The sequence below is a fragment of the Mesorhizobium sp. HAY1-8B genome (assembly GCF_056868045.1).
Genome location: NZ_CP200321.1, coordinates 1373653 through 1395199 on the forward strand (window position 1 = coordinate 1373653; position 21547 = coordinate 1395199).

A 21547-nucleotide genomic window follows, 5' to 3' on the forward strand; every position below is an offset into this window, starting at 1 on the left:
AAGCCGGACTCAGGCCTGCAGCCAGCACTTCGCCAGGGCGTAGCCGTTCATCAGTTCCTGGTGCGGATCGTCCACCCAGCCATCGACCTTGGCGCCGGTGGCGTCGATGAACTGGTTGAACATCGGCAGGATCAGGCCGCCCTCGTCGCGCACCAGCACAGCCATGTCGTGGTACATCTGCTTGCGCTTGGCCTCGTCGAGTTCCGCGCGCGCCGCCAGCACCATCTTGTCGAAGTCCGGGCGCTTGAAGCGCGTGTCGTTCCAGTCGGCGGTCGACAGATAGGCGGTCGAGTACATCTGGTCCTGCGTCGAACGCCCGCCCCAGTAGGAAGCGCAGAAAGGCTGCTTGTTCCAGACCTCGTTCCAGTAGCCGTCGCCGGGTTCGCGCTTAAGCTCGATCTTGATGCCGGCCTTGGCCGCGCTCTGCTGGAAGAGCTGGGAGGCATCGACCGCGCCGGGGAAGGCAACGTCCGAGGTCCGCAGCAGCACGGTGCCGTCATGGCCCGATTTCTTGTAGTGGAACTTGGCCTTGTCGGGATCGTACTTGCGCTGCTCGATCTCGGTGAACAGCGGATAGGCGGAGTTGATCGGGAAGTCGTTGCCGAGCGAGCCATAGCCGCGCAGCACCTTGGTCAGCATCTCCTCGCGATCGATAGCGAGCTTCAGCGCCATTCTGAGGTCGTTGTTGTCGAACGGCGCCGTGTTGCAATGCATGATGAAGACATAGTGGCCCGGACCCGCATGGTTGCGGATGGTCACGCCCGGCACGCGCTTGATCAGGTCGACGATCTTCGGCTCAACGCGGTTGATCATGTTGACCTGGCCGCCCTGCAGGGCCGCCGTGCGCGCCGTCGCGTCATTGATGACGATGACTTCGATCTGGTCGGCATGGCCCATCTTGTCGCCCTGCCAGTAGTTGGCGAAACGCTCGCCGCCATGGCGCACGCCGGGCTCGTTGGTCTTGACCACGTACGGGCCGGCCGAGATGCCGGCATCGGGCTTGTCCTTGCCGCCATTGGGCTGGACGATCAGGTGATAGTCGCTGAGCAGGTAGGGCAGGTCGGCATTGGCCTCTTTCAGGGTCAGCACCACTTCCTTGCCGCTGGCCTTGATGGTCTCGATGCCCTTCATGTAGCCGAGCGCGCCGGATTTCGACTTCTCGTCCGAATGGCGCTCGAGCGTGGCGGCCACGTCCTCGGCGGTCACGGTCTTGCCGTTGTGGAACTCGACGCCGTCGCGGATCTTCAGCGTCCAGACCTTGGCGTCCTTGGATGAGCCGATGTCTTCGGCGATGCGATTCTCGAGCTTGCCGTCGGGGGACAGCTCGACGATCATTTCACCCCAGCACTTGCCGAAGGCGAACGGCACCTGCGTCATCATCAGTGCCGGATCGAGGCTGTTGGTGGATTCACCGCCGACCAGGCCGGCTTTCAGCGTGCCGCCCTTGATCGGGCCTGCCGCGCGCGCCGCACTTGAAAGAAGCGAGTTGGCGAAAGGTGCGGTGATGCCGAGTGCCGCCGCCCTGCCGAGAAAGTCACGACGGCTCAGCTTGCCCGCCGCAACACGCCGGCTAAGGAATTCCAGTTCGTTTGACATATTGAGTTCCTCACTCTGTTGGTTCGACTTTACGGTCGATTTTTGTTTTTAATTCTCCCTGAATAATGAGGGTAAGCCAACGCCGTAAGCAAGACCGAATGCGACATGCCGTGGCGTAAATCGTACGTCGCATTTGGACCAACGTCTTGGGATCTCAAACGAGCGCGCGTGGAATCTTTTCCTCGAAATTGCGCTCGAAGACGATTTTTTCACCCTCATAGGCTTCGATTCTGGCGCTGACGATGAAGTTTTCCGCGTCCGACCGCATCTCTGCCCATGTCTCGGTGCGGACCGACCATTCATTCCGCGACAGGGTCTGGGTCCAATGGGTTTTTCCCGAGGCGGACAGCGGATCGTCGGGATGGATCGCCCAGGTCTCGCGGGCGATGCTGCCGTTGACCAGGCCATGATCGAGATCGCGCACCTCGCCAAAATCATCAGATATGGAAAGCGTGACGATCCCCGTCTTTTCGTCGCGATCGACATGGCGTTCGGAATTGGCGGGCCGGACCGTTTCCGTGGCCCAGGGCGCAGCACCTTCCGGCTCGGCGAACGTCGTTTCGTCGCCTGTCGCCGGCGGGCGCAGCGGCAGGGCCAGCGTCGCTGCCGACAAGGCGAGTTGCACCGGCTGCGGTGAGGGCCAGATGACAGGCCAGTAGGCGTTCGATACCGCGATGCGCAGCCGGTGGCCCGCCGGCACGCGATAGGCGCATTGATCGAGCACGACGCGCGCCGACACGGTTTGGCCCGGCACCAGCGCCTGCGGGAATTCGTGCGACGCACGGTGCGTCAGGTTGAGCACGCCGTAGGAGATCAGCTCCGAAGCGCCGTCGGGATGCACGTCGCACAGCCGGATCGCGATGTTGGCCTGTGGGCGGTCGGAAGAGAACGTGACCTCAACTTCCGGCGCGCCGACGATGTCGATCGCCTCAGTGAGCAGCGGCTGATCAAAAAAGACCGACAGCGCATCGTCGGGGCGTTGGTCGCCCGGCAATTCCGGTCCGAAGGTGAATGGAAAATATTCGCCGCCGGCGAGGCCGCAATTCTGCGGCGAGGCGACGATGGCAGGTTGGCTCCCCTTGGGGAGCAGATCGATCGTCTGGATCTTGATGGTGGGCGAGGGCCATTCTGTCTCGGCCACCCAGCGGCCTGGCCGCTCCGGGTGCCAACGTGCCGGGCGCACGCTGTCCATCACATAGGCGCGGTAGGCCGGATCGTTCTCGACGCCGGTTTCGGCGCCCTTCAGCCAATGGTCCCACCAGCGCAGGGCCTCCTGCAGAAAGCCGATGGCCGGCTGGGGGCCGGCATAATGCGGATACTTGTGGATCCACGGACCGACGATGCCCTTTACCGGCGCCTCGATGTTGGTCACGAGGTGCGAGATCGTGTTGCGGTAGCCGTCATGCCAGCCGCCGATCGACAGCACGGCGGCATGAATGGCGGAAAAATCCTCGCAGATCGAACCGCGTTTCCAGTAGGCGTCGCGGTGCTGGTGCTTCAGCCACAGCGGTGCAAGGAACGACTGGTTCTCCAGCCGGGTCAGCCACAGGTCCCGCCATCTGTTGTCGCCGGCAATCAGCGGATCCGGCGGCCGCGACGAATAGGACAACATCGTCGAGGCCCAGCCGAAATTCTCGATCAGCAGGCAACCACCCTTGTAGTGGATGTCGTCGGCATAGCGGTCGACGGTCGAACACAGGCTGATCACCGCCTTCAGCGCAGGCGGCTGCTTGGCCGCCACCTGCAGGCAGTTGAAGCCGCCCCAGGAGATGCCCATCATGCCGACATTGCCGTTGCACCAGGGCTGAGCCGCCGCCCAGGCGATGACGTCGCAGGCGTCCTGCAATTCCTGCTCGGAATACTCGTCGTCCATCAGCCCTTCGGAATCGCCATTGCCGCGCATGTCGACGCGGATCGAAGCGTAGCCGTGGCCGGCAAAATAGGGATGCGTCAGCTGATCGCGAAAGATGGTGCCGTCGCGCTTGCGGTAGGGCAGATGCTCGAGGATGACAGGCACCGGATCGTCGCCGGCATCTTCCGGCATCCACACCCGCGCGGACAGCCGGCACCCATCCGGCATGACGATGCCCATATCAGGAAATTCGACGACTTTGCAGGGGAATTCGGTGATGGTTTTCATGGTGCGCATAACGCCCCGCGGCACGGCAACTTTCAATCGCCATTCGCGACTGGAGCAGCGAAATATGCGACCTGTGCTGCTACCGCTTCATTCTCTCAATTTAGCGGAATGTCGTTCTCGGTCTTGCTCGCTTGGTACACTTCGGACAGCTCGTCATAGCGTGCCGAGATCGCGCCGATGCGCGTCTCCAGCCGTTGGCGTTCGGCCTCAGGCAGCGCCCTCACCATCCTGCGGATGGAGAAGCTCTTCCAGTAGGCGTTCTCGGCATTGTAGCCGCCGGGGTCGAGGGTGAAGACCTCTTTCAAGATCTTCAGATCATGCGGGATGGCGAAACTGTCGCGCGAATCCTCGTGGCTGAAGAGGTAGTAGAAATTGTCGAAGCCGGTCCAGGTGATCGCCGACAGGCAGAGCGAGCAGGGTTCATGCGTGGCGATGAACAGCGCGTCCTTGGTGTCGACACGCTCAGCCCTGGGCATTTCGTAAAAACGCTTCAGGCAATGCACCTCGCCATGCCAGAGCGGGTTTTCGATCTCGTTGTTGGTTTCCGCCAGCACCAGCGAACGGTCGTCCTTGCGCAGGATCGCCGCACCGAACAGCTTGTTGCCGTGGGCGACACCTTCCGCCGTCTTCGGCACGATGTCGTGCTCGATGACGTCGAGCAGGCGGTCGATCAGTGAAATGTCGGTCATGACGGGTCTCCTGCTGCATGCCGGCCAAAGTGCCCCCGGTTTTGGGGTGGCGACATGCGCAAAATCAAGGGAGATGGATCTCGTAGGCGTGCGAGAAATGGAATTCTTCGAGGTTGGAGCCGTCGCCGCCACGGTCGACGATCAGGAAATCCTGAGCTTCGCCGAGTGGCGTCAGCACGCCGTGCCAGAGGTTGCGGGAATAATTGATGCCTTGTCCCGGCGCGGTGATGAAGGCATGCGGTTCGCCCGGCCCCTCCTTGCCGTCATGGCAGACGACGACCAAGAACGGGCGCGGCGACAGCGGAATGAAGGCCTGGCTGCCGAAAGGGTGACGCTCGACCATGGTGAGCTTCAGCGGCATCTCGTAAGGCGTGCCGCGCACCATGGAGATCAGCACGCGCGCGTTCGGTCCCGCCGCCTCGGCGGTCGCCAGGTCATGGTAGCGCTCAGCCTTGCCGCCATTGATCGGGTAGTGGTTGTCCCCGCCCATGTCGATCACATCGCCAAAGGGGGCAAAGGCCTCACGGGTCAGCGGCCGCGCGACGATATGAGCCAAGATGGGGCGGGTCACCGCGAGCGACCGCCGATGCCAGCCCCGCCGAGCTTGGCGTGCCGGTTGACGTCCTTGTAGAGCAGATAGCGGAATTTGCCGGGGCCGCCGGCATAGCAGGCCTGCGGGCAGAAGGCGCGCAGCCACATATAGTCGCCGGCCTCGACCTCGACCCAGTCCTGGTTGAGGCGATAGACCGCCTTGCCTTCCAGCACATAGAGCCCGTGCTCCATCACGTGCGTTTCGGCGAAAGGAATGACGGCGCCGGGCTCGAGCGTGACGATGGTCATGTGCATGTCGTGGCGCAAATCGGCCGGATCGACGAAGCGTGTCGTGGCCCAGCGGCCTTCGGTGCCAGGCATCGGCGAAGGCGCGATATCCTGCTCGTTGGTGAAGAAGGCTTCAGGCGTATCGAGACCGTCGACCGCTTCGTAAGCCTTGCGAATCCAGTGGAATCGGACATCAGCCGTGCTTTCGTTGCGAACTGTCCAGCCGCTGGACGGCGGCAGAAAGGCAAAGCCGCCCGGTCGCAAGACATGCTTCTTGCCGGCAAGCATGACCGTCAATTCGCCTTCGACCACGAACAGGGCGCCCTCGGCGCCGGCATCGGGCTCCGGCCGCTCGCTGCCGCCGCCGGGCGCGACCTCGACGATGTATTGCGAAAACGTCTCGGCGAAGCCGGACAGCGGTCGCGACAGGATCCAGACGCGGGTCTTGTCCCAGAACGGCAAGGCGCTGGTGACGATATCCTGCATCACGCCCCTGGGGATGACGGCATAGGCCTCGGTGAAGACGGCTCGGCCGGTCAGCAACTCGGTTTGGCCGGAATGGCCGCCATGCGGCGCATAATAGGTTCGCTCGGGCATCCTGATCGTATCCATGGTTCAAACCTATTGCGGTAGCATGTCTTTGAGGCGGAGCAGCGCGATGCGCTCGACCTGTTTGCAGGCGGTTTCGAATTCGACGCCGCGGCTGTTGCCGATGCGCGCCTCGAATTCCGCCAGGATTTCCTCCTTGGTCTTGCCCTTCACCGCGATGATGAAGGGGAAGCCGAAGGTGGTGACGTAGGCGGCATTGAGCTTGGAGAACAGCTCGCGTTCCTTGTCCGTCAGTGCGTCGAGGCCGGCCGAGGCTTGTTCCCGGGTCGATTCCGCCGTCAGCCGCTTGGCCTTGGCCAGCTTGCCGGCAAGGTCTGGGTGGGCGTTGAGCACACCGAGCCGCTCGGTTTCGCTGGCGGCACGGAAGACGCGGCAAAGCGCATTGTGCAGACCCCCTGCCGTGTCGTGCGCCGGCCCCAGTTCCAGTTCATAGGCACGTTCGGCAATCCACGGCGAATGCTCGAACACGCCGCCGAACGTGTGGACGAATGTCTCGAATTCCATCTTCGACGGTCTGAGCGCCGCCGGCTTGTAGGGATGGTTCTCTTGCCAGTGGCGGGCGATGTCGATGCGCCGTGCCAGCCAGACCTTGTCGTGCAACTTCACATAGTCGACGAAGCGCTTAAGCGCCGCCACCCGGCCAGGACGCCCGACGAGCCGGCAATGCAGGCCGATATTCATCATGCGTGGCCGTCCTGCCTTGCCTTCGGCATAGAGCGTGTCGAAACTGTCCTTGAGATAGGCGAAGAACTGGTCGCCCGAATTGAAGCCCTGCGGCGTGGCGAAGCGCATGTCGTTGGCGTCGAGCGTATAGGGGATGATGAGCTGCGTGCCGCCTGCATGCTCGAACCAGTAAGGCAGTTCGTCATCATAGGTGTCGGAGACATAATCGAAGCCGCCTTCCTCGGCGACCAGCCGCACCGTGTTGACCGAGGTGCGGCCCGTATACCAGCCGGTCGGGCGCTGGCCCGTCACCTCGTAATGCAGCTTGATCGCCGCTTCGAGATCGCCGCGCTCGTCCGCGGCGCTGTGGTCGCGGTAATCGATCCATCTCAGCCCGTGCGAAGCAATCTCCCAGCCGGCGTCCTGCATGGCCGTGACCTGGTCGGGCGAGCGTGCCAGCGCGGTGGCGACGCCGTAGCAGGTCACAGGCACTTGCTCATCGCTGAACAGGCGAAGCAGCCGCCAGAAGCCGGCCCGCGCGCCATATTCGTAGATCGATTCCATGTTCCAGTGGCGTTGGCCCACCCAGGGTGCGGCGCCGACGATTTCCGACAGGAAGGCTTCCGACGCCTTGTCTCCGTGCAGAACGCAGTTCTCGCCGCCCTCTTCGTAATTGACCACGAACTGTACTGCGACATGCGCACCGCCAGGCCATTTCGGATCCGGCGGATTGGCTCCATAGCCGCGCATGTCTCTTTCGTAACGCATCGTCCCTCCCGCCGGGCATTGCCCGCAGTGTGATCAGGATATCGAAAGCGTGCTTCTCGCATTCCCCCGAAAATTTTTGAAAGTGTTTTTGTCGCACTCCGCTCGACCGGGACTTATGCATCGCCTTTAATTGGCGCACAATTCATCACTGTTGTTCTGATGTACCTGGATGGGAGGCGGCCAATGGCTGAAACGTCGAAAGCCGATGGCGGGCGCCTGACGACCCATGTACTGGACACGGCGACCGGCAAGCCGGCGGCCGGACTGTCGATCGCACTCTATCGTCTCGACGGTTCGGCCAGGACACATCTGAAGACTGTCGCAACCAATGCCGATGGCCGTTGCGACGCGCCGCTGCTGGTAGGCCCTGAGTTCCGCACCGGCGAATACGAACTGGTGTTCGCGGCTGGCGACTATCTGCGCGGCCAGGGCACAAAGCTGCCCGAGCCCGCTTTCCTGGACAGCGTGCCGATCCGCTTCGGCATGGCGGAGGCGGTGCACTATCATGTACCCTTGCTGATCTCGCCCTATGGCTATTCGACCTACAGAGGAAGCTGAGGCATGGCCAAGGTCACCGTTCGAAACGAAATCCGCTTCATCCTGAACGGCACGGATGTCGTGCTGTCGTCGGTTGCACCCGACGCGACCCTGCTCGATTGGTTGCGGCTCGACCGCTCGCTGCGCGGCACCAAGGAAGGCTGTGCCGAGGGCGATTGTGGCGCCTGCACGGTGCTTGTCGGCAAGCTCTCCGCCGGCGGGCTGGTTTATGAAAGCGTCAATGCCTGCATCCGCTTCCTCGGCTCGCTCGACGGCACTCATGTCGTGACGGTCGAGCATCTGCGCGGCGAGCCCGGTAAGCTGCATCCCGTCCAGCAGGCGATGGTCGATCTCCATGGCTCGCAATGCGGCTTTTGCACGCCGGGCTTCGTCATGTCGCTCTATGGCCTGTGGATGAAGTCTCCAGACCCATCGAACGCGGCCATCGAAAAGGCCCTGCAAGGCAATCTTTGCCGCTGCACCGGCTATGAGGCGATCATGCGCGCGGCGCACGCCGTCTCCAGCTACGGCAAGTCGGCAAAAGATCCGCTGGCGGTGGAGCGCAAGGCGATCACGGCGAGGCTGGAAGCCATGCATGACGGCGCCCGTGTCGAGATCGGCTCGGGCAAGAAGCGTCTCATCGTGCCGGCCAATGTCGATGACTTCGCCGCCGTGCTGGACAAGGAACCCGGCGCCACGGTCGTTGCCGGCTCCACCGACGTCGGCCTGTGGGTGACCAAGCACATGCGCGACATCTCGCCGGTGATCTTCATCGGCAATCTCGACGGGCTGCGCACCCTCTCCGAGGACAAGGACGTCATATCGATCGGCGCCAGCGTCACCTACACTGAAGCCTTCTCGACCCTGGCCAAACGCATCCCGGCGCTCGGGCCGCTGTTCGACCGCATAGGTGGCGAACAGGTGCGCAACATGGGCACCATCGGCGGCAACATCGCCAACGGCTCGCCGATCGGCGATACGCCGCCGCCCTTGATCGCGCTTGGCGCGCGGCTGACGCTGCGCAAGGGCAAGAAGCGGCGCACGATCCCGCTGGAAACCTTCTTCATTGCCTATGGCAAGCAGGACCGGCAGCCGGGCGAATTCGTCGAGGCCGTACATGTCCCTGTTCCGGCCAAGGGCACGAACTTTGCCGTCTACAAGATCACCAAGCGCCGCGACGAGGACATCACGGCTGCCCTTGGCGCCTTTTTCCTGACGCTGGCCAAGGACGGTACGGTCTCCGACGTGCGCATCGCCTATGGCGGCATGGCGGCGACGCCAAAACGGGCGTCGTTCGTTGAACAGGCTCTGCTCGGCAAGCCCTGGACCGAAGAGACGGTCGAGACGGCGATGGCCGAATACGCCAGGGATTTCACCCCGCTCACCGACATGCGGGCGTCAGCCGAATACCGGGCTTTGGCCGCGAAAAACCTGTTGTTGCGCTTCTTCGTCGAAACCACCGGCACCAGGGCACCATTCCAGGTGTCACGCAACGAGGCTGCCTGATGAACAAGCATGCCACGTCAAATCTCAAGGCCGAGAAGATCGCTGGCGGCGTTGCCACCGATCAGCGGCATGATTCCGCCCACAAGCATGTCAGCGGCACCGCCGTCTATATCGACGACATGCCGGAACCGGCAGGTACGCTGCATGGCTGCCTCGGGCTCTCGGCCGCCGCGCATGCCACCATCACCCGCGTGGACCTTTCGGCGGTGCGCGCCGCTTCCGGAGTCATCGATGTGCTGACGGCAAAGGATGTGCCGGGCGAGAATGACATTTCGCCGACCGGCCGGCACGATGAGCCGGTGCTCGCCGACGGCAAGGTCGAATTCTTCGGCCAGCCGATCTTCTGCGTTATCGCCGAAACCCGCGAACAGGCACGCCGCGCCACCAGGCTGGCCAAGGTCGAGTACAAGGAATTGCCCTTCGTCACCGACATTGGCGAGCTCGATCCGAGGAAGGACAAGCTGGTCACGCCGCCGCTTACCTTGAAGCGCGGCGATGCCGCCGCTGCGATCAAGGCGGCGCCACGCCGGCTGAAGGGAAAGATGCGCGTCGGCGGCCAGGAGCATTTCTACCTTGAAGGCCATATCGCCATGGCCGTTCCCGGCGAGGATCAGGACGTCACCATCTATTCCTCCACCCAGCATCCCAGCGAAGTCCAGCATATGGTGAGCCATGCGCTGGGCGTACCCAGCAATGCCATCACGGTGGAGATCCGCCGCATGGGCGGCGGTTTCGGCGGCAAGGAAACGCAAGGCAACCAGTTTGCCGCGCTCGCGGCCATCGCCGCCAAGAAACACCATCGCGCCGTCAAGATCCGGCCCGACCGCGACGACGACATGATCGCCACCGGCAAGCGTCACGATTTCCTCGTCGACTACGAAGTCGGCTTCGACGGCGAGGGCAACATTCTCGGTGTCGATTTCATGTTCGCCGCGCGTTGCGGCTTCTCGTCGGATCTGTCAGGCCCGGTGACGGATCGCGCGCTGTTCCATTGCGACAACACCTATTTCTGGCCGGCCGTGCACGCGCAATCGGCGCCGCTCTACACCAACACCGTGTCGAACACGGCCTTCCGCGGCTTCGGCGGCCCGCAAGGCATGGTCGGCGCCGAACGTGTCATCGACGAGGTTGCGTTCGCGGTCGGCAAGGATCCGCTCGAGATCCGCAAGAAGAATTTCTATGGCACCAGCGACCGCAACATCACGCCCTACCACCAGACGGTCGAGGACAACATCATCCAGCGCATCGTCGCCGACCTCGAGGAGAGCGCCAGCTATGTACGGCGGCGGCGCGAAATATCGGCCTTCAACGCCAACAGCCGTTTCATCAAGCGCGGCCTGGCGCTCACGCCGGTCAAGTTCGGCATTTCCTTCACCGCCACGCACTACAACCAGGCCGGCGCGCTGGTGCATGTCTATACCGATGGTTCGGTGCATCTGAACCATGGCGGCACCGAGATGGGGCAGGGGCTCTATCTCAAGGTGGCGCAGGTGGTGGCGGAAGAATTCCAGATCGATCTCGACCAGGTGAAGATCACCGCGACCACCACCGGCAAGGTCCCCAACACCTCGGCCACCGCGGCATCGTCCGGTTCCGACCTCAATGGCATGGCGGCACAGAATGGCGCCCGCCAGATCAAGGACCGGCTGACCGATTTCGCCGCCGAGAAATACCAGGTATCGCGCGATCAGGTGCTGTTCCTGCCCAACCGGGTGCGCATCGGCAACCAGGAGATCGCCTTCGCCGATCTCGTCAAGCAGGCCTATATGGCGCGCATCCAGCTCTCGGCGGCGGGCTTCTACAAGACGCCGAAAATCCACTGGAACCGCGACAAGGGCGAGGGCCGCCCCTTCTACTATTTCGCCTACGGCGCCTCCTGCTCGGAAGTCTCGGTCGATACGCTGACCGGCGAATATGTGGTCGAGCGCACCGATATCCTGCACGAGACCGGCCGTTCGCTGAACCGCGCCATCGATCTCGGCCAGATCGAGGGCGGCTTCATCCAGGGCATGGGCTGGCTGACGACCGAGGAACTGTGGTGGGACGACAAGGGCCGGCTGCGCACCCATGCGCCATCGACTTACAAGATCCCGCTCGCCTCCGACCGGCCGAAGATCTTCAACGTCACCTTGGCCGACTGGCCGGAAGCGAGTGAGCCGACGATCCACCGCTCCAAGGCGGTCGGCGAGCCGCCCTTTCCGCTCGGCATGTCGGTGCTGCACGCGCTGTCGGATGCGGTGGCCAGCGTCGCTGATCACAGGATCTGTCCGCGTCTCGATGCCCCGGCAACGCCGGAGCGCGTGCTGATGACGATCGAGCGGCTGAAAGGCGAGGCGAAGGCCTGAATCCGGCAAAACGTGCAATCCAGGCCGAAAAACCCTATGTTTCCCGCACGGGAATGCGAACGATGAATTTGAAAGTGCAAAGCCTGAAAGCCTTTCTCGCCAGCGCCGGCCGGGTCGCGTTGGTCGAGGTGGCCGGCACCAAAGGCTCGACGCCGCGCGAGAAGGGCGCCTTCATGCTCGTCTCGCAAACGGCGATCTTCGGCACGATCGGCGGCGGCCAGCTCGAATACATGGCCATCGACAAGGCCCGGCAGATGCTCTTCTCTCCCCTTGAGGGGGAGAGGAGCAGTCGGCCGAAGGCCGAGAAAAAGCCAACGATTTGGCTTTTTCAGCGACGAGCGCCCGGAGCCATGGCGAAGGGCAATCCGCGAAGCGGCCAGAGGGGGGCCTCCCAGAAGGCACCGCAAGGACGTCGAGCACTGTCGCGCGGACTCCACCCGGCGGCTTCGCCGCCACCCTCGACGTTCCGCTCGGACCGGAGATTGGCCAGTGCTGCGGGGGCCGCGTCGAGGTGCTGATCCGCCTGATCGACAGGGCAATCGAACAGAGGTTGATTGCCGAAGCTGAAGCCGAGGAAGCGCATCTGCCGCACGTCTACATCTTCGGCGGTGGCCATGTCGGCCAGGCGCTGGCGTCGACGATCGCGCTCCTTCCCGTGCACGGCGTCGTCATCGAGACACGGGCCGAGGCGCTGGAAGACATGCCGGAAACCGTCGAGACGCGGCTAACGCCGATGCCCGAGGCCGAGGTGCGACACGCCCCCGCCGGCACGGCCTTCGCGATCCTCACCCACGACCACGCACTGGATTTCCTGATCGTCGCCGAGGCGCTGAAACGGAACGACGCTGCCTATGTCGGCATGATCGGCTCGAAGACCAAGAAAGCGACGTTCAAGAACTGGTTCCTGAAGTCGGCTGAAGGCAGCGAAGCCGAATTCTCCCGCCTCGTCTCGCCGATCGGTGGCGATGCCGTCAAGGACAAGCGTCCGCCAGTCATCGCAGCACTTGCCGCCGCCGAGATCATGACGGCGCTGGTGGTGCACAACGCGCCCTCAAATGCCAACCGTCAGGCCCAGCAGGACAAGGTCATGGCCGGTTAGCCAAAGGCTGCTCGTTGGCCTGCCTTGTTTTCAATCGCAGGAAAAGTGCATTTGCGGTATCCACCCGGCGTTCCTGCATGAGGTGAGGATAGATGGACGTTCTGAAAATCGCGGCCTTCTCGGATGGCAACACCGGCGGCAATCCTGCCGGGGTCCTGATAGGCGACGTCTTGCCCGATGCGGGCGAGATGCAGCGTCTGGCAGCGGAGGTCGGGTTCTCGGAAACCGCCTTTGCCGCGCCGGATGGGGACAAGTGGCGGGTTCGCTATTTCTCGCCGGAAACCGAGGTTCCCTTCTGCGGTCACGCCACTATCGCCTTGGGGGCCGCCCTTGTCCGGCGTTTCGGCGATGGGATTTTCCCGCTGATCCTCAACCAGGCCAGCATCACCGTCGAGGGTTTTCGCGATGGTGCGACGATCGCCGCCGCGTTGCAGTCGCCGCCGACACGCAGCAAGCCGGCGCCGCCGAAGCTCATCGCCGGGGCGCTGGCGCTGTTCGGCTATGCCGCGACCGATCTCGATCCGGCGATTCCGCCGGCGCTGATCCATGGCGGCGCGAACCACCTTGTGCTGGCCCTCAACTCGCGCGAGGCACTGGCCGCCATGCGCTACGATCTGAAAACCGGCCAGGCCTTGATGCGGGGCGAAGGGCTGGTGACGATCCTGCTTGCCTATGCCGAAACGCCACGGCTTTTCCACACGCGCAATCCCTTTGCCTCCGGCGGGGTCTACGAGGACCCGGCGACGGGAGCCTCGACGGCGGCCTTCGCCGGCTATCTGCGCGACATCGGCTGGCCGCATGGCGGCGCGATCGATGTCGTGCAAGGCGAGGACATGGGCATGCGCTCGCGCCTGCACGCCGATATCTCGCGCGAGACAGGCAGCTCGATCAGGGTTTCGGGCACGGCCCGCATGATGGATGAAGCATAGAAGCTGCCGGCTCAGGCCGGCCGTTTCAAACCCAGATGCTCGCGCAGCGTCAGGCCTTCATAGTCCCGGCGGAACAGACCGCGCCGCTGCAGTTCCGGCACGACCAGCGTGGCAAAGGCATCGAGCTCGCCCGGGAAATAAGACGGCATCACGTTGAAGCCGTCGGCGGCACCACCCTCGAACCGTGCCTGCAACTCGTCGGCGACCTGCGCCGCCGTGCCGACAATGCGCCAATGGCCGCGCGCGCCGGCGAAATGGCGGGCAAGCTGGCGGATAGTAAGGCCATCGCGGCGCGATTGTTCGACGACAAGAGCCTGCCGGCTTTTCATGCCCTCGCTCTCCGGCAGTTCGGGCAGCGGCCCGTCGATCGGGTAACGCCACAGATCGGAGATGCTGAGATAGCTGGAGAGCAGCGTCACGCCGACATCGTCGGGAATGAGCTCCTGCAATTCCTCGTGTTTCTCTCGGGCTTCGGCCTCGGTTTCCGCCACCACGGGCGAGACGCCGGGCATGATCTTGATGTCGTCAGGCTCACGTCCATAGGCAGCCATGCGTGCCTTGAGATCGTCGTGGAAGGCCTTGGCCTCCTCGAAGGTCTGCGCCGCCGTGAACACCACGTCGGCGGTGCGGGCGGCAAGATCGCGGCCGACATCCGAGGCGCCGGCCTGGACCATGACCGGCGCGCCCTGCGGCGAGCGCGGCAGGTCGAGCGGGTCGCGCACCGAAAAGCTCTGGCCGGCATGGCCGGAAGCCTTGCCGTGCCAAAGGCTGGTGACGACCTCGGCGAATTCGCGCGCTCGTTCATAGCGATCGGCATGGGGCTTGAGACCCGTCGCGCCAAAATTGGCGGCTTCGATGGGACTTGCCGAAGTGACGAGGTTCCAGCCGGCACGGCCGCCGCTGAGATGGTCGAGCGACAGAAACGTCCGCGCCAGGCCGTAGGGTTCGTTGTAGCTCGTCGAGGCGGTGGAAACGAGGCCGATGCGGCTGGTCTGGACGGCGAGCGCCGACAGCAGGCTGATCGGCTCGAAGCCGATCGAGCGCGACGTCTGGCTGGCGATGCCGATATTGGCCTCGCGCAGACCGGCGGCGTCCTCGCAGAAGATCATGTCGAACTTCGCTGCTTCCGCCGTGCGCGCCAGCTGGATGTAGTGGTCGATGTCGATGCCGGCGGTGACATGGGACTTCGGATGGCGCCATGCGGCGATGTGGTGGCCTGTTGCCCACAGGAAGACGCCGAGCTTCATCTGCGCGGTCATTGCTCACCTCCGCCGGCCAATCCGAGATGCGAGCGTAACGTTGTCCCGCGATAGGTCTCTCGAAACAGGCCGCGGCGCCGCAACTCCGGCGCGACACGCTTGAAGAAATCGTCGAATACCGAAAGCTGTGACAAATGGATGCTGAATCCGTCGCAGCTTTTGGCGCGAAATTGGGTTTCCAGCCTATCGGCCACGGTGGCCGGGCTGTCATCGGGGGCGAGCGAGATATTCGTCAGCACCTTCACAGCGTCCGGATCGCGCCCAGCCGCCGTGGCGCGACGCTTCAGATCATCATAGCGTACTTTCGCGCTCTCGACCGACCCGCTCTCCAGCAAGATGACATCGGCGGTGCGGGCCGCAATATCCAGATCGGGCTCGGACAGGCCTGACAGCACCAGCACCGGCGTATCCTGCGGCGAACGCGCGACGTTCAGCGGCCCGCGCACGAAGAAGAACTCGCCCTTGTGGTCGAGCAGGTGCATTTTCTCGGGATCATGGAAGCGTCCGCCGCTTTTGTCGAACAACAGCGCATCCGCATCCCAGCCCTGCCACAGGCCTTGAACGATGCCGATATATTCCTCGCTGCGGCGGCGAAAGTCGGTGTCGGAAAATCCTTCCGGCCGGCTGAAATTCGTGGCCTCGCGAGGGCTCCGCGTCATCGTCGCGTTCCAGCCGGCGCGGCCATGGCTGATGATGTCGAGCGAAGCGAAACGGCGCGCCAGATTGTAGGGCTGGTGGGTGACTGTCGAGGCTGCCGCGACCAGTCCGATCCGGCTCGTCACCGTTGCCAGCGCGGCGAGTGAAGTCGTTGCTTCGAAGGGCATCGGATTGTTCACTGTACCGCTGTGGGAAGCCGGGGCGGAATCGGCAAGCAGCACCATGTCCAGCGCCGCCGCTTCGGCTTGCTGCACAAACCTGACAAGGCGGGGGAATTCCGGTTCACCCGTTAGGTCGGAAGTCCCCGGCAACAGCGAAACGGCAAGATGCATTGTGGCGCCGTTGTCCATCGATGGTTCCTGCGAGACGAAATGGAGCCGGGACTATGTTCGCCGCTCGCAGCGATGGCAACCGCTGACGCTGGGCCAACTGCCGCTCACTTGCCGGCCAGCAATTGGTTCCAGTCAGCCATCATTTGCCGGCAAGAATGTCGTTGATCAGCCGTTGGCAGCGCTCGGCCATGAAATCCAGCAGCAGCCGCACTTTCGGATCCTGCAGCTTCTTGTGCGGATAGACGGCGGCGAACTGTACCGGCGTCGGTGGCGTGTTGGCCAGGATCACCTTCAGCCGCCGGTCGCGGATGAACGGTTCGACCTCGAAGCGCGGTTTGTTGATGATGCCGCGCCCGGACAGCGCCCAGCCGGTCAGCACGTCGCCATCGTCGGTGTCGTAGGGCCCGTGCACTTCGAATTTCTGCGGCCCGGTAGGCGTTTGTAAGGTCCAGACATATTCGCGCGCGCCGGAATAGCGCAGCATCAGGCAGTCATGCTTCTTGCCGACCAGCTCCTGCGGCTCCACAGGTTCGCCGCGCGCCTCGAGATATTTCGGCGCCGCCACCAGCACACGCTCGCATTCCATGATGCCGCGCATCCGGAGGCTGGAATCCTCGATGATGCCAAGCCGGAAGGCGACATCGATGCCTTCCTTCATGATGTCGACATTGTGGTCCGACAGCCTCAGCCGCACCTCGATATCGGGATATTTATCGTGGAAATCGGGAATGCCCGAGGCGACGAGCCGGCGCCCGAGTCCCAGAGGCGCCGTCACGCGAATGGTGCCGCGCGGCTGGCCGGACAGGGCCGACACCGCGGCCTCCGCTTCGGTAATCGCCTCCAGCACCTGCTTGGCGCCCGAGTAGAAAACCGTGCCATGCTCGGTCGGCATCAATTGCCGCGTCGTGCGGTTGAACAGCCGCACGCCAAGATGCTTCTCCAGTTCCTTGATGCGGTTGGAAGCGACCGCCGGCGAAATGCGCATGTCGCGACCGGCCGCCGACAGATTGCCGAGTTCGACGACGCGGACGAAGACGGCGATGTTGTCGAGATAGGCCATGCGGTTCCGTGGCTTTCCTGAGGCCGCCTTCGGGCGGCTCCCATCCTGCTGCGTGGGTCTAGCCTAGTATTTTCCATTTTTTTTTGAAAGTCATCGTACACCTCGCCTCTTTCCGTTTGCGTGCTACACCGTAAAGTCGCGTCATCGGCAGGGACGACTTCAATGATGGATTTCGCGATTTTCTGGGACTGGCTGAGCTTCGCCGTGCGGTGGCTGCATGTCATCACCGGCATCGCATGGATCGGCTCGTCTTTTTATTTCGTCGCGCTTGATCTCGGCCTGCGCCAGCGTCCCGGCATGCCTGTCGGCGCCTTCGGCGAGGAATGGCAGGTGCATGGCGGCGGCTTCTACCACATCCAGAAATATCTGGTTGCACCGGCCGAGATGCCCGAGCATCTGACCTGGTTCAAATGGGAATCCTACGCCACCTGGCTGTCCGGTTTCGCCATGCTGTGCGTGGTCTACTATGCCGGGGCCGATCTGTTCCTGATCGATCCCAATGTGCTGCCGATGTCGGTGCCGGTCGGCATCCTCTTGTCCATGGCCACGATCGGCGTCGGCTGGGTGGTCTACGATCTGCTCTGCCGTTCGCCGCTTGGAAAAAGCGATACCGGCCTGATGCTGGTGCTCTACTGCGTGCTGGTGTTCATCGCCTGGGGGCTCACCCACCTGTTCACCGGGCGCGCCGCCTTCCTGCATCTGGGCGCAATCACCGCCACCATCATGTCAGCCAACGTCTTCATGGTCATCATTCCCAACCAGAAGATCGTCGTTGCCGACCTCATCGCCGGCCGCAAGCCCGATCCGAAATACGGCAAGATCGCCAAGCAACGCTCGCTTCACAACAATTATCTGACGCTGCCCGTCCTGTTCCTGATGCTGTCGAACCACTACCCGCTGGCATTCGGCACGCAGTTCAACTGGGTCATCGCCTCGCTGGTGTTCATCATCGGCGTGCTCATCCGGCATTATTTCAACACCGTGCACAAGCGTGCCGGCAATCCGCACTGGACGTGGCTGGGCGCCCTTGTCCTGTTCATCATCATCATCTGGCTGTCGACCGTGCCGAAGGTGTTGACCGGCGAACCGAAGGCATCCGCTTCGGCGGAAGTCTATATCGCCTCGGCGCATTTCCCGGCGGTACGCGACACCGTGCTCGGCCGCTGCTCGATGTGCCATGCTCAGGAACCGGTCTATGAAGGCATCTACCACGCGCCCAAGGGCGTGATGCTGGATACCGACGCCAACATAGCCAACCACGCCCGCGAGATCTATCTGCAGGCCGGCCGCAGCCACGCCATGCCGCCCGCCAATGTCTCGCAGATATCAGACAAGGAACGGGCGTTGCTGGTGGCCTGGTTCGAAGGCGCGGGGAAATAGGCATGACCTCGACACTTCTGCGCGGCCGCACGCTGTCCTTCGTGCGCTGGCCGCGGACCATCGATGACCATTCGGCCTGGCGTTACGAGGAAGATGGCGGGCTTTTGATCCGTGACGGCAGGATCGTCGCATCAGGCACCTATGCGCAAGTCGAGAAGCAGGCCGGCGAGGGTACGAGGAAGATCGACCACCGGCCGCACCTTTTGTTGCCGGGCTTCATCGACACACATGTGCATTTCCCGCAGATGCAGATCATCGCGTCCTATGGCGCTGAACTGCTCGACTGGCTGAACACTTACACATTCCCGGAAGAGACGAAATTCGCCAACGCGCAGCACGGCCGCCGCATAGCGCGCCTGTTCCTCGACGAAATGGTCCGCCACGGCACGACTACGGTGGTCGCCTATTGTTCGGTGCACAAGGCCTCGGCGGAAGCCTTCTTCGCTGAGTCGCATGACCGTAACATGCTCAACATCGCCGGCAAGGTGATGATGGACCGCAATGCACCCGACGGCGTGCTCGACACGCCGCGATCCGGCTATGACGACACCAAGGCGCTGATCGCGCAATGGCACGGAAAGGGGCGCCAGCATTATGCCATCACGCCGCGCTTCGCGATCACCTCCTCGCCGGAGCAGATGGAGATGGCCGGAGCGCTCTGTCGCGAGCATCCCGACCTGCACATGCAGACGCATCTGTCGGAAAACCACGCCGAGATCGCCTTCACCCAGGAACTCTACCCCTGGTCGCGCGACTACACCGATGTCTACGAGCATTACGGGCTGCTGGGCAAGAAAAGCCTGTTCGGCCACTGCATCCATCTGTCGGAGCGTGAGGCGGACGCGCTTTCGGACAGCGGCTCCGTGGTGGTGTTCTGCCCGACCTCGAACTTGTTCCTCGGTTCCGGCCTGTTCGATTATCAGCGCTACCGCACGCGCGACAGAGCCCTCCGGATCGCCGCCGCGACCGATGTCGGCGGCGGTACCAACTACTCCATGCTGCGCACCATGGACGAAGGCTACAAGGTGATCGCGCTGAACGGCGAGAAGCTCAACCCGTTCCAGTCTTTCTGGCAGATCACGCGCGGGAATGCCGAGGCACTATCGGTGGCCGACAGGATCGGCACGCTGGACGAAGGTACCGATGCCGACATCGTCGTGCTCGACGCCAGGGCGACGCCGGCGATGCGGCTCAGGATGGAAACGGCGCAGACGCTGGCGCAGGAACTGTTTCTGCTGCAGACGCTGGGCGACGACCGCGCCGTGCGCGAGGTCTATGTTGCAGGGCGGGCTGCCAAGAGCGACATGACGAGTTAGAACGTTAGGCGCGGTCCTTGCTTGACCCGGCGGCAGCCATAGGTCAAAGCGTGCGGCGAAGTTGACAGGGGAACGACATGGCCGTTGCTGACGACATCGCACTGATCAGGAGACAGGAAGAAACCCTTGTCTTTTCCGCCTTCGACGAGGCGGTTGCCTTCAAGATCGGTTCCGCGATCCGCGATCGTGCGATCACCGAAAACCTTCCCATCATCGTCGACATCAGGCTGTGGGACCGGCCCCTGTTTTACGCCGCGATGCCTGGTTCGAACGCTTCCAATCCCGACTGGGCGCGGCGCAAGATCAATGTCGTCAGGCGCTTCCTCAGAAGCACCTATCGCATGGTGCTGGAGCAGCAGCGCCCCGACCGCACCTTCAAGGTCGGCGAAGGCCTTGACATTTCGGACTATGTGCTCGCTGGCGGCGGCTTTCCGGTCACCGTCAAGGGCGCCGGAGTCATTGGCGTGATTGCTGTGTCCGGTCTGCCGGAGCGCGAGGATCACGGCGTTGTGGTTGATGCGCTGTGCGGCCATCTCGGTATCGACAGGCGTGGGCTGGCATTACCTTCGGAATCTGAATGACCGTGCTCGATCCCAAGGCCTTTCTCACCTCCATCTTCGAAGCCGCCGTTGCTGCCGCCGATCCGGAGCGGACCATCCGGGACCATCTGCCGGCGAAGCCTAAAGGCCGCGTCATCGTCATCGGCGCTGGAAAAGGCTCGGCGCAGATGGCGGCGGCTTTTGAGAAAGTCTGGGATGGCCCGATCGAAGGGCTGGTCGTTACCCGCTACGGCTATGGGGCCAAATGCGAGCGCATCGAGATCATCGAGGCGGCGCATCCGGTGCCGGACGCCGCCGGCCTTGAGGCCTCACGGCGGCTGCTTGCAAAGGTCCAGGGGCTGACCGCGGAAGATCTGGTCGTGGCGCTGATTTCCGGTGGCGGCTCGGCGCTGCTGCCGTCGCCGGCCGCCGGCCTGACGCTGGCCGACGAGATCGCCGTCAACGAGGCGCTGCTCGCCTCCGGAGCGCCGATCGCGGCGATGAACACCATCCGCAAGCATGTCTCGACCATCAAGGGCGGCCGGCTGGCCGCCGCCGCATGGCCGGCCAAGGTGGTGTCGCTGGTTGTCTCCGACATTCCCGGGGACAATCCGGCCCTTGTCGCCTCCGGCCCGACCGTGCCGGATACTGGCGGCCGTCAAGACGCGCTGGCCTCGATATCGGCCTATGGCATGAACCTGCCGGCCTCGGTGATGGCGCATATCAATTCGCCGGCGGCCGATGCGCCGGATCCCGGCGATCTGCGCTTTTCGCGCAATGAGGTTCACTTGATCGCCTCGGCTGGCGTGTCGCTGGAAGCAGCAGCAGTGGAAGCGAAGCGACAAGGCGTCGAAGCCGTCATCCTCTCCGATGCTATCGAGGGCGAAGCGCGTGAGGTTGGTGGAGTTCATGCCGCGATCGCGCGCGAAGTCGCGACGCGCGACCGGCCTTTCCACAAGCCGGTGCTGATCCTGTCCGGCGGCGAAACCACGGTAACGCTGCGCGCCAGGGGCAAGGGCGGCCGCAACTCGGAATTCCTGCTCGCCTTCGCTATCGGCATCAACGGCGTGGAGGGCATTCACGCCCTGGCAGCCGACACCGACGGTATCGACGGCTCTGAAAACAATGCCGGCGCCTTCGCCGACGGCTCGACCGTGGAGCGCATGCGAGCGGCCGGCGTCGACGCCAAGGCGATGCTGGCCGGTAACAACGCCTGGACCGCGTTCAATGCGGTTGGCGACCTCTTCGTGCCTGGCCCGACCGGGACGAATGTCAACGATTTGAGGGCAATTCTCGTCCGCTAG

Annotated in this window: 17 protein-coding genes and 1 pseudogene; 9 read left to right on the top strand and 9 right to left on the bottom strand. The window is 63.4% G+C overall.

Going from position 1 to position 21547, the window contains the following annotated elements; all coding sequences use genetic code 11:
* Nucleotides 1-9: 9 nt before the first annotated feature.
* The 6 genes from AC1VON_RS06845 to puuE all read right to left on the bottom strand — a co-directional run bounded on the left by AC1VON_RS06845 (nt 10) and on the right by puuE (nt 7284).
* Nucleotides 10-1596 carry an ABC transporter substrate-binding protein gene (locus AC1VON_RS06845; RefSeq protein ID WP_483121123.1) on the bottom strand — a complete coding sequence of 529 codons (1587 nt, stop codon included), beginning with the start codon at nt 1594-1596 and terminating at the stop codon, nt 10-12.
* Between the two features lie 154 nt (nt 1597-1750).
* Nucleotides 1751-3736 carry a CocE/NonD family hydrolase gene (locus AC1VON_RS06850; RefSeq protein WP_483121125.1) on the bottom strand — a complete coding sequence of 662 codons (1986 nt, stop codon included), beginning with the start codon at nt 3734-3736 and terminating at the stop codon, nt 1751-1753.
* Between the two features lie 95 nt (nt 3737-3831).
* Nucleotides 3832-4425, bottom strand: a complete 594-nt coding sequence (locus AC1VON_RS06855; RefSeq protein ID WP_483121127.1) for a nucleoside deaminase — start codon at nt 4423-4425, stop codon at nt 3832-3834.
* A gap of 64 nt (nt 4426-4489) precedes the next feature.
* Complete coding sequence (locus AC1VON_RS06860) at nt 4490-4981, bottom strand: ureidoglycolate lyase (protein ID WP_172347337.1); 492 nt, start codon at nt 4979-4981, stop codon at nt 4490-4492.
* Between the two features lie 11 nt (nt 4982-4992).
* Nucleotides 4993-5856 carry a bifunctional allantoicase/(S)-ureidoglycine aminohydrolase gene (locus tag AC1VON_RS06865; RefSeq protein WP_483121129.1) on the bottom strand — a complete coding sequence of 288 codons (864 nt, stop codon included), beginning with the start codon at nt 5854-5856 and terminating at the stop codon, nt 4993-4995.
* A gap of 9 nt (nt 5857-5865) precedes the next feature.
* Nucleotides 5866-7284 carry an allantoinase PuuE gene (gene puuE, locus AC1VON_RS06870; protein ID WP_483121130.1) on the bottom strand — a complete coding sequence of 473 codons (1419 nt, stop codon included), beginning with the start codon at nt 7282-7284 and terminating at the stop codon, nt 5866-5868.
* 183 nt (nt 7285-7467) lie between these two features.
* Here puuE and uraH point away from each other — a divergent pair, with 183 nt between their 5' ends.
* The 5 genes and pseudogenes from uraH (at nt 7468) to AC1VON_RS06895 (ending at nt 13700) form a co-directional block, all read left to right on the top strand.
* Nucleotides 7468-7842: a hydroxyisourate hydrolase gene (gene uraH / locus AC1VON_RS06875; RefSeq protein ID WP_483121131.1), complete on the top strand. Its 375-nt coding sequence runs from the start codon at nt 7468-7470 to the stop codon at nt 7840-7842.
* 3 nt (nt 7843-7845) lie between these two features.
* The gene (gene xdhA, locus AC1VON_RS06880; protein ID WP_483121133.1) at nt 7846-9327 is read left to right on the top strand and encodes a xanthine dehydrogenase small subunit; all 1482 of its coding nucleotides are present in this window, start codon (nt 7846-7848) and stop codon (nt 9325-9327) included.
* Nucleotides 9327-11672: a xanthine dehydrogenase molybdopterin binding subunit gene (gene xdhB / locus AC1VON_RS06885; protein ID WP_483121134.1), complete on the top strand. Its 2346-nt coding sequence runs from the start codon at nt 9327-9329 to the stop codon at nt 11670-11672. Before xdhA ends, xdhB begins: the two co-directional genes overlap by 1 nt.
* 62 nt (nt 11673-11734) lie before the next feature.
* Nucleotides 11735-12771 (top strand): annotated as a pseudogene (xdhC, locus tag AC1VON_RS06890) (xanthine dehydrogenase accessory protein XdhC).
* A gap of 92 nt (nt 12772-12863) precedes the next feature.
* Nucleotides 12864-13700 carry a PhzF family phenazine biosynthesis protein gene (locus AC1VON_RS06895; RefSeq protein ID WP_172347330.1) on the top strand — a complete coding sequence of 279 codons (837 nt, stop codon included), beginning with the start codon at nt 12864-12866 and terminating at the stop codon, nt 13698-13700.
* Nucleotides 13701-13711: 11 nt separating this feature from the next.
* Here the strand turns inward: AC1VON_RS06895 and AC1VON_RS06900 are convergent, their stop codons facing one another.
* The 3 genes from AC1VON_RS06900 to AC1VON_RS06910 form a co-directional block, all read right to left on the bottom strand.
* A complete protein-coding gene (locus AC1VON_RS06900; protein WP_483121135.1) occupies nt 13712-14959 on the bottom strand; it encodes an LLM class flavin-dependent oxidoreductase in 1248 nt (415 codons plus the stop codon).
* The gene (locus AC1VON_RS06905) at nt 14956-15966 is read right to left on the bottom strand and encodes an LLM class flavin-dependent oxidoreductase (protein ID WP_483121137.1); all 1011 of its coding nucleotides are present in this window, start codon (nt 15964-15966) and stop codon (nt 14956-14958) included. The genes AC1VON_RS06900 and AC1VON_RS06905 overlap by 4 nt, the downstream gene beginning before the upstream one ends.
* A 121-nt stretch (nt 15967-16087) precedes the next feature.
* Nucleotides 16088-17008 (bottom strand): LysR family transcriptional regulator, encoded by a 921-nt coding sequence (locus AC1VON_RS06910; RefSeq protein WP_483121139.1) that lies wholly within the window; start codon nt 17006-17008, stop codon nt 16088-16090.
* A gap of 162 nt (nt 17009-17170) precedes the next feature.
* On the opposite strand from AC1VON_RS06910, the gene AC1VON_RS06915 reads away from it, so the two are divergent.
* From AC1VON_RS06915 to AC1VON_RS06930, 4 genes are all read left to right on the top strand, one after another.
* Complete coding sequence (locus tag AC1VON_RS06915; protein ID WP_056569160.1) at nt 17171-18388, top strand: urate hydroxylase PuuD; 1218 nt, start codon at nt 17171-17173, stop codon at nt 18386-18388.
* A 2-nt stretch (nt 18389-18390) separates the two neighbouring features.
* Entirely contained in the window at nt 18391-19704 is a 1314-nt protein-coding gene (gene guaD, locus AC1VON_RS06920; protein ID WP_483121140.1) for a guanine deaminase, read from the top strand.
* A 77-nt stretch (nt 19705-19781) separates the two neighbouring features.
* Complete coding sequence (locus AC1VON_RS06925) at nt 19782-20285, top strand: heme-degrading domain-containing protein (protein ID WP_172347325.1); 504 nt, start codon at nt 19782-19784, stop codon at nt 20283-20285.
* Nucleotides 20282-21547: a glycerate kinase type-2 family protein gene (locus AC1VON_RS06930; RefSeq protein WP_483121142.1), complete on the top strand. Its 1266-nt coding sequence runs from the start codon at nt 20282-20284 to the stop codon at nt 21545-21547. The genes AC1VON_RS06925 and AC1VON_RS06930 overlap by 4 nt, the downstream gene beginning before the upstream one ends.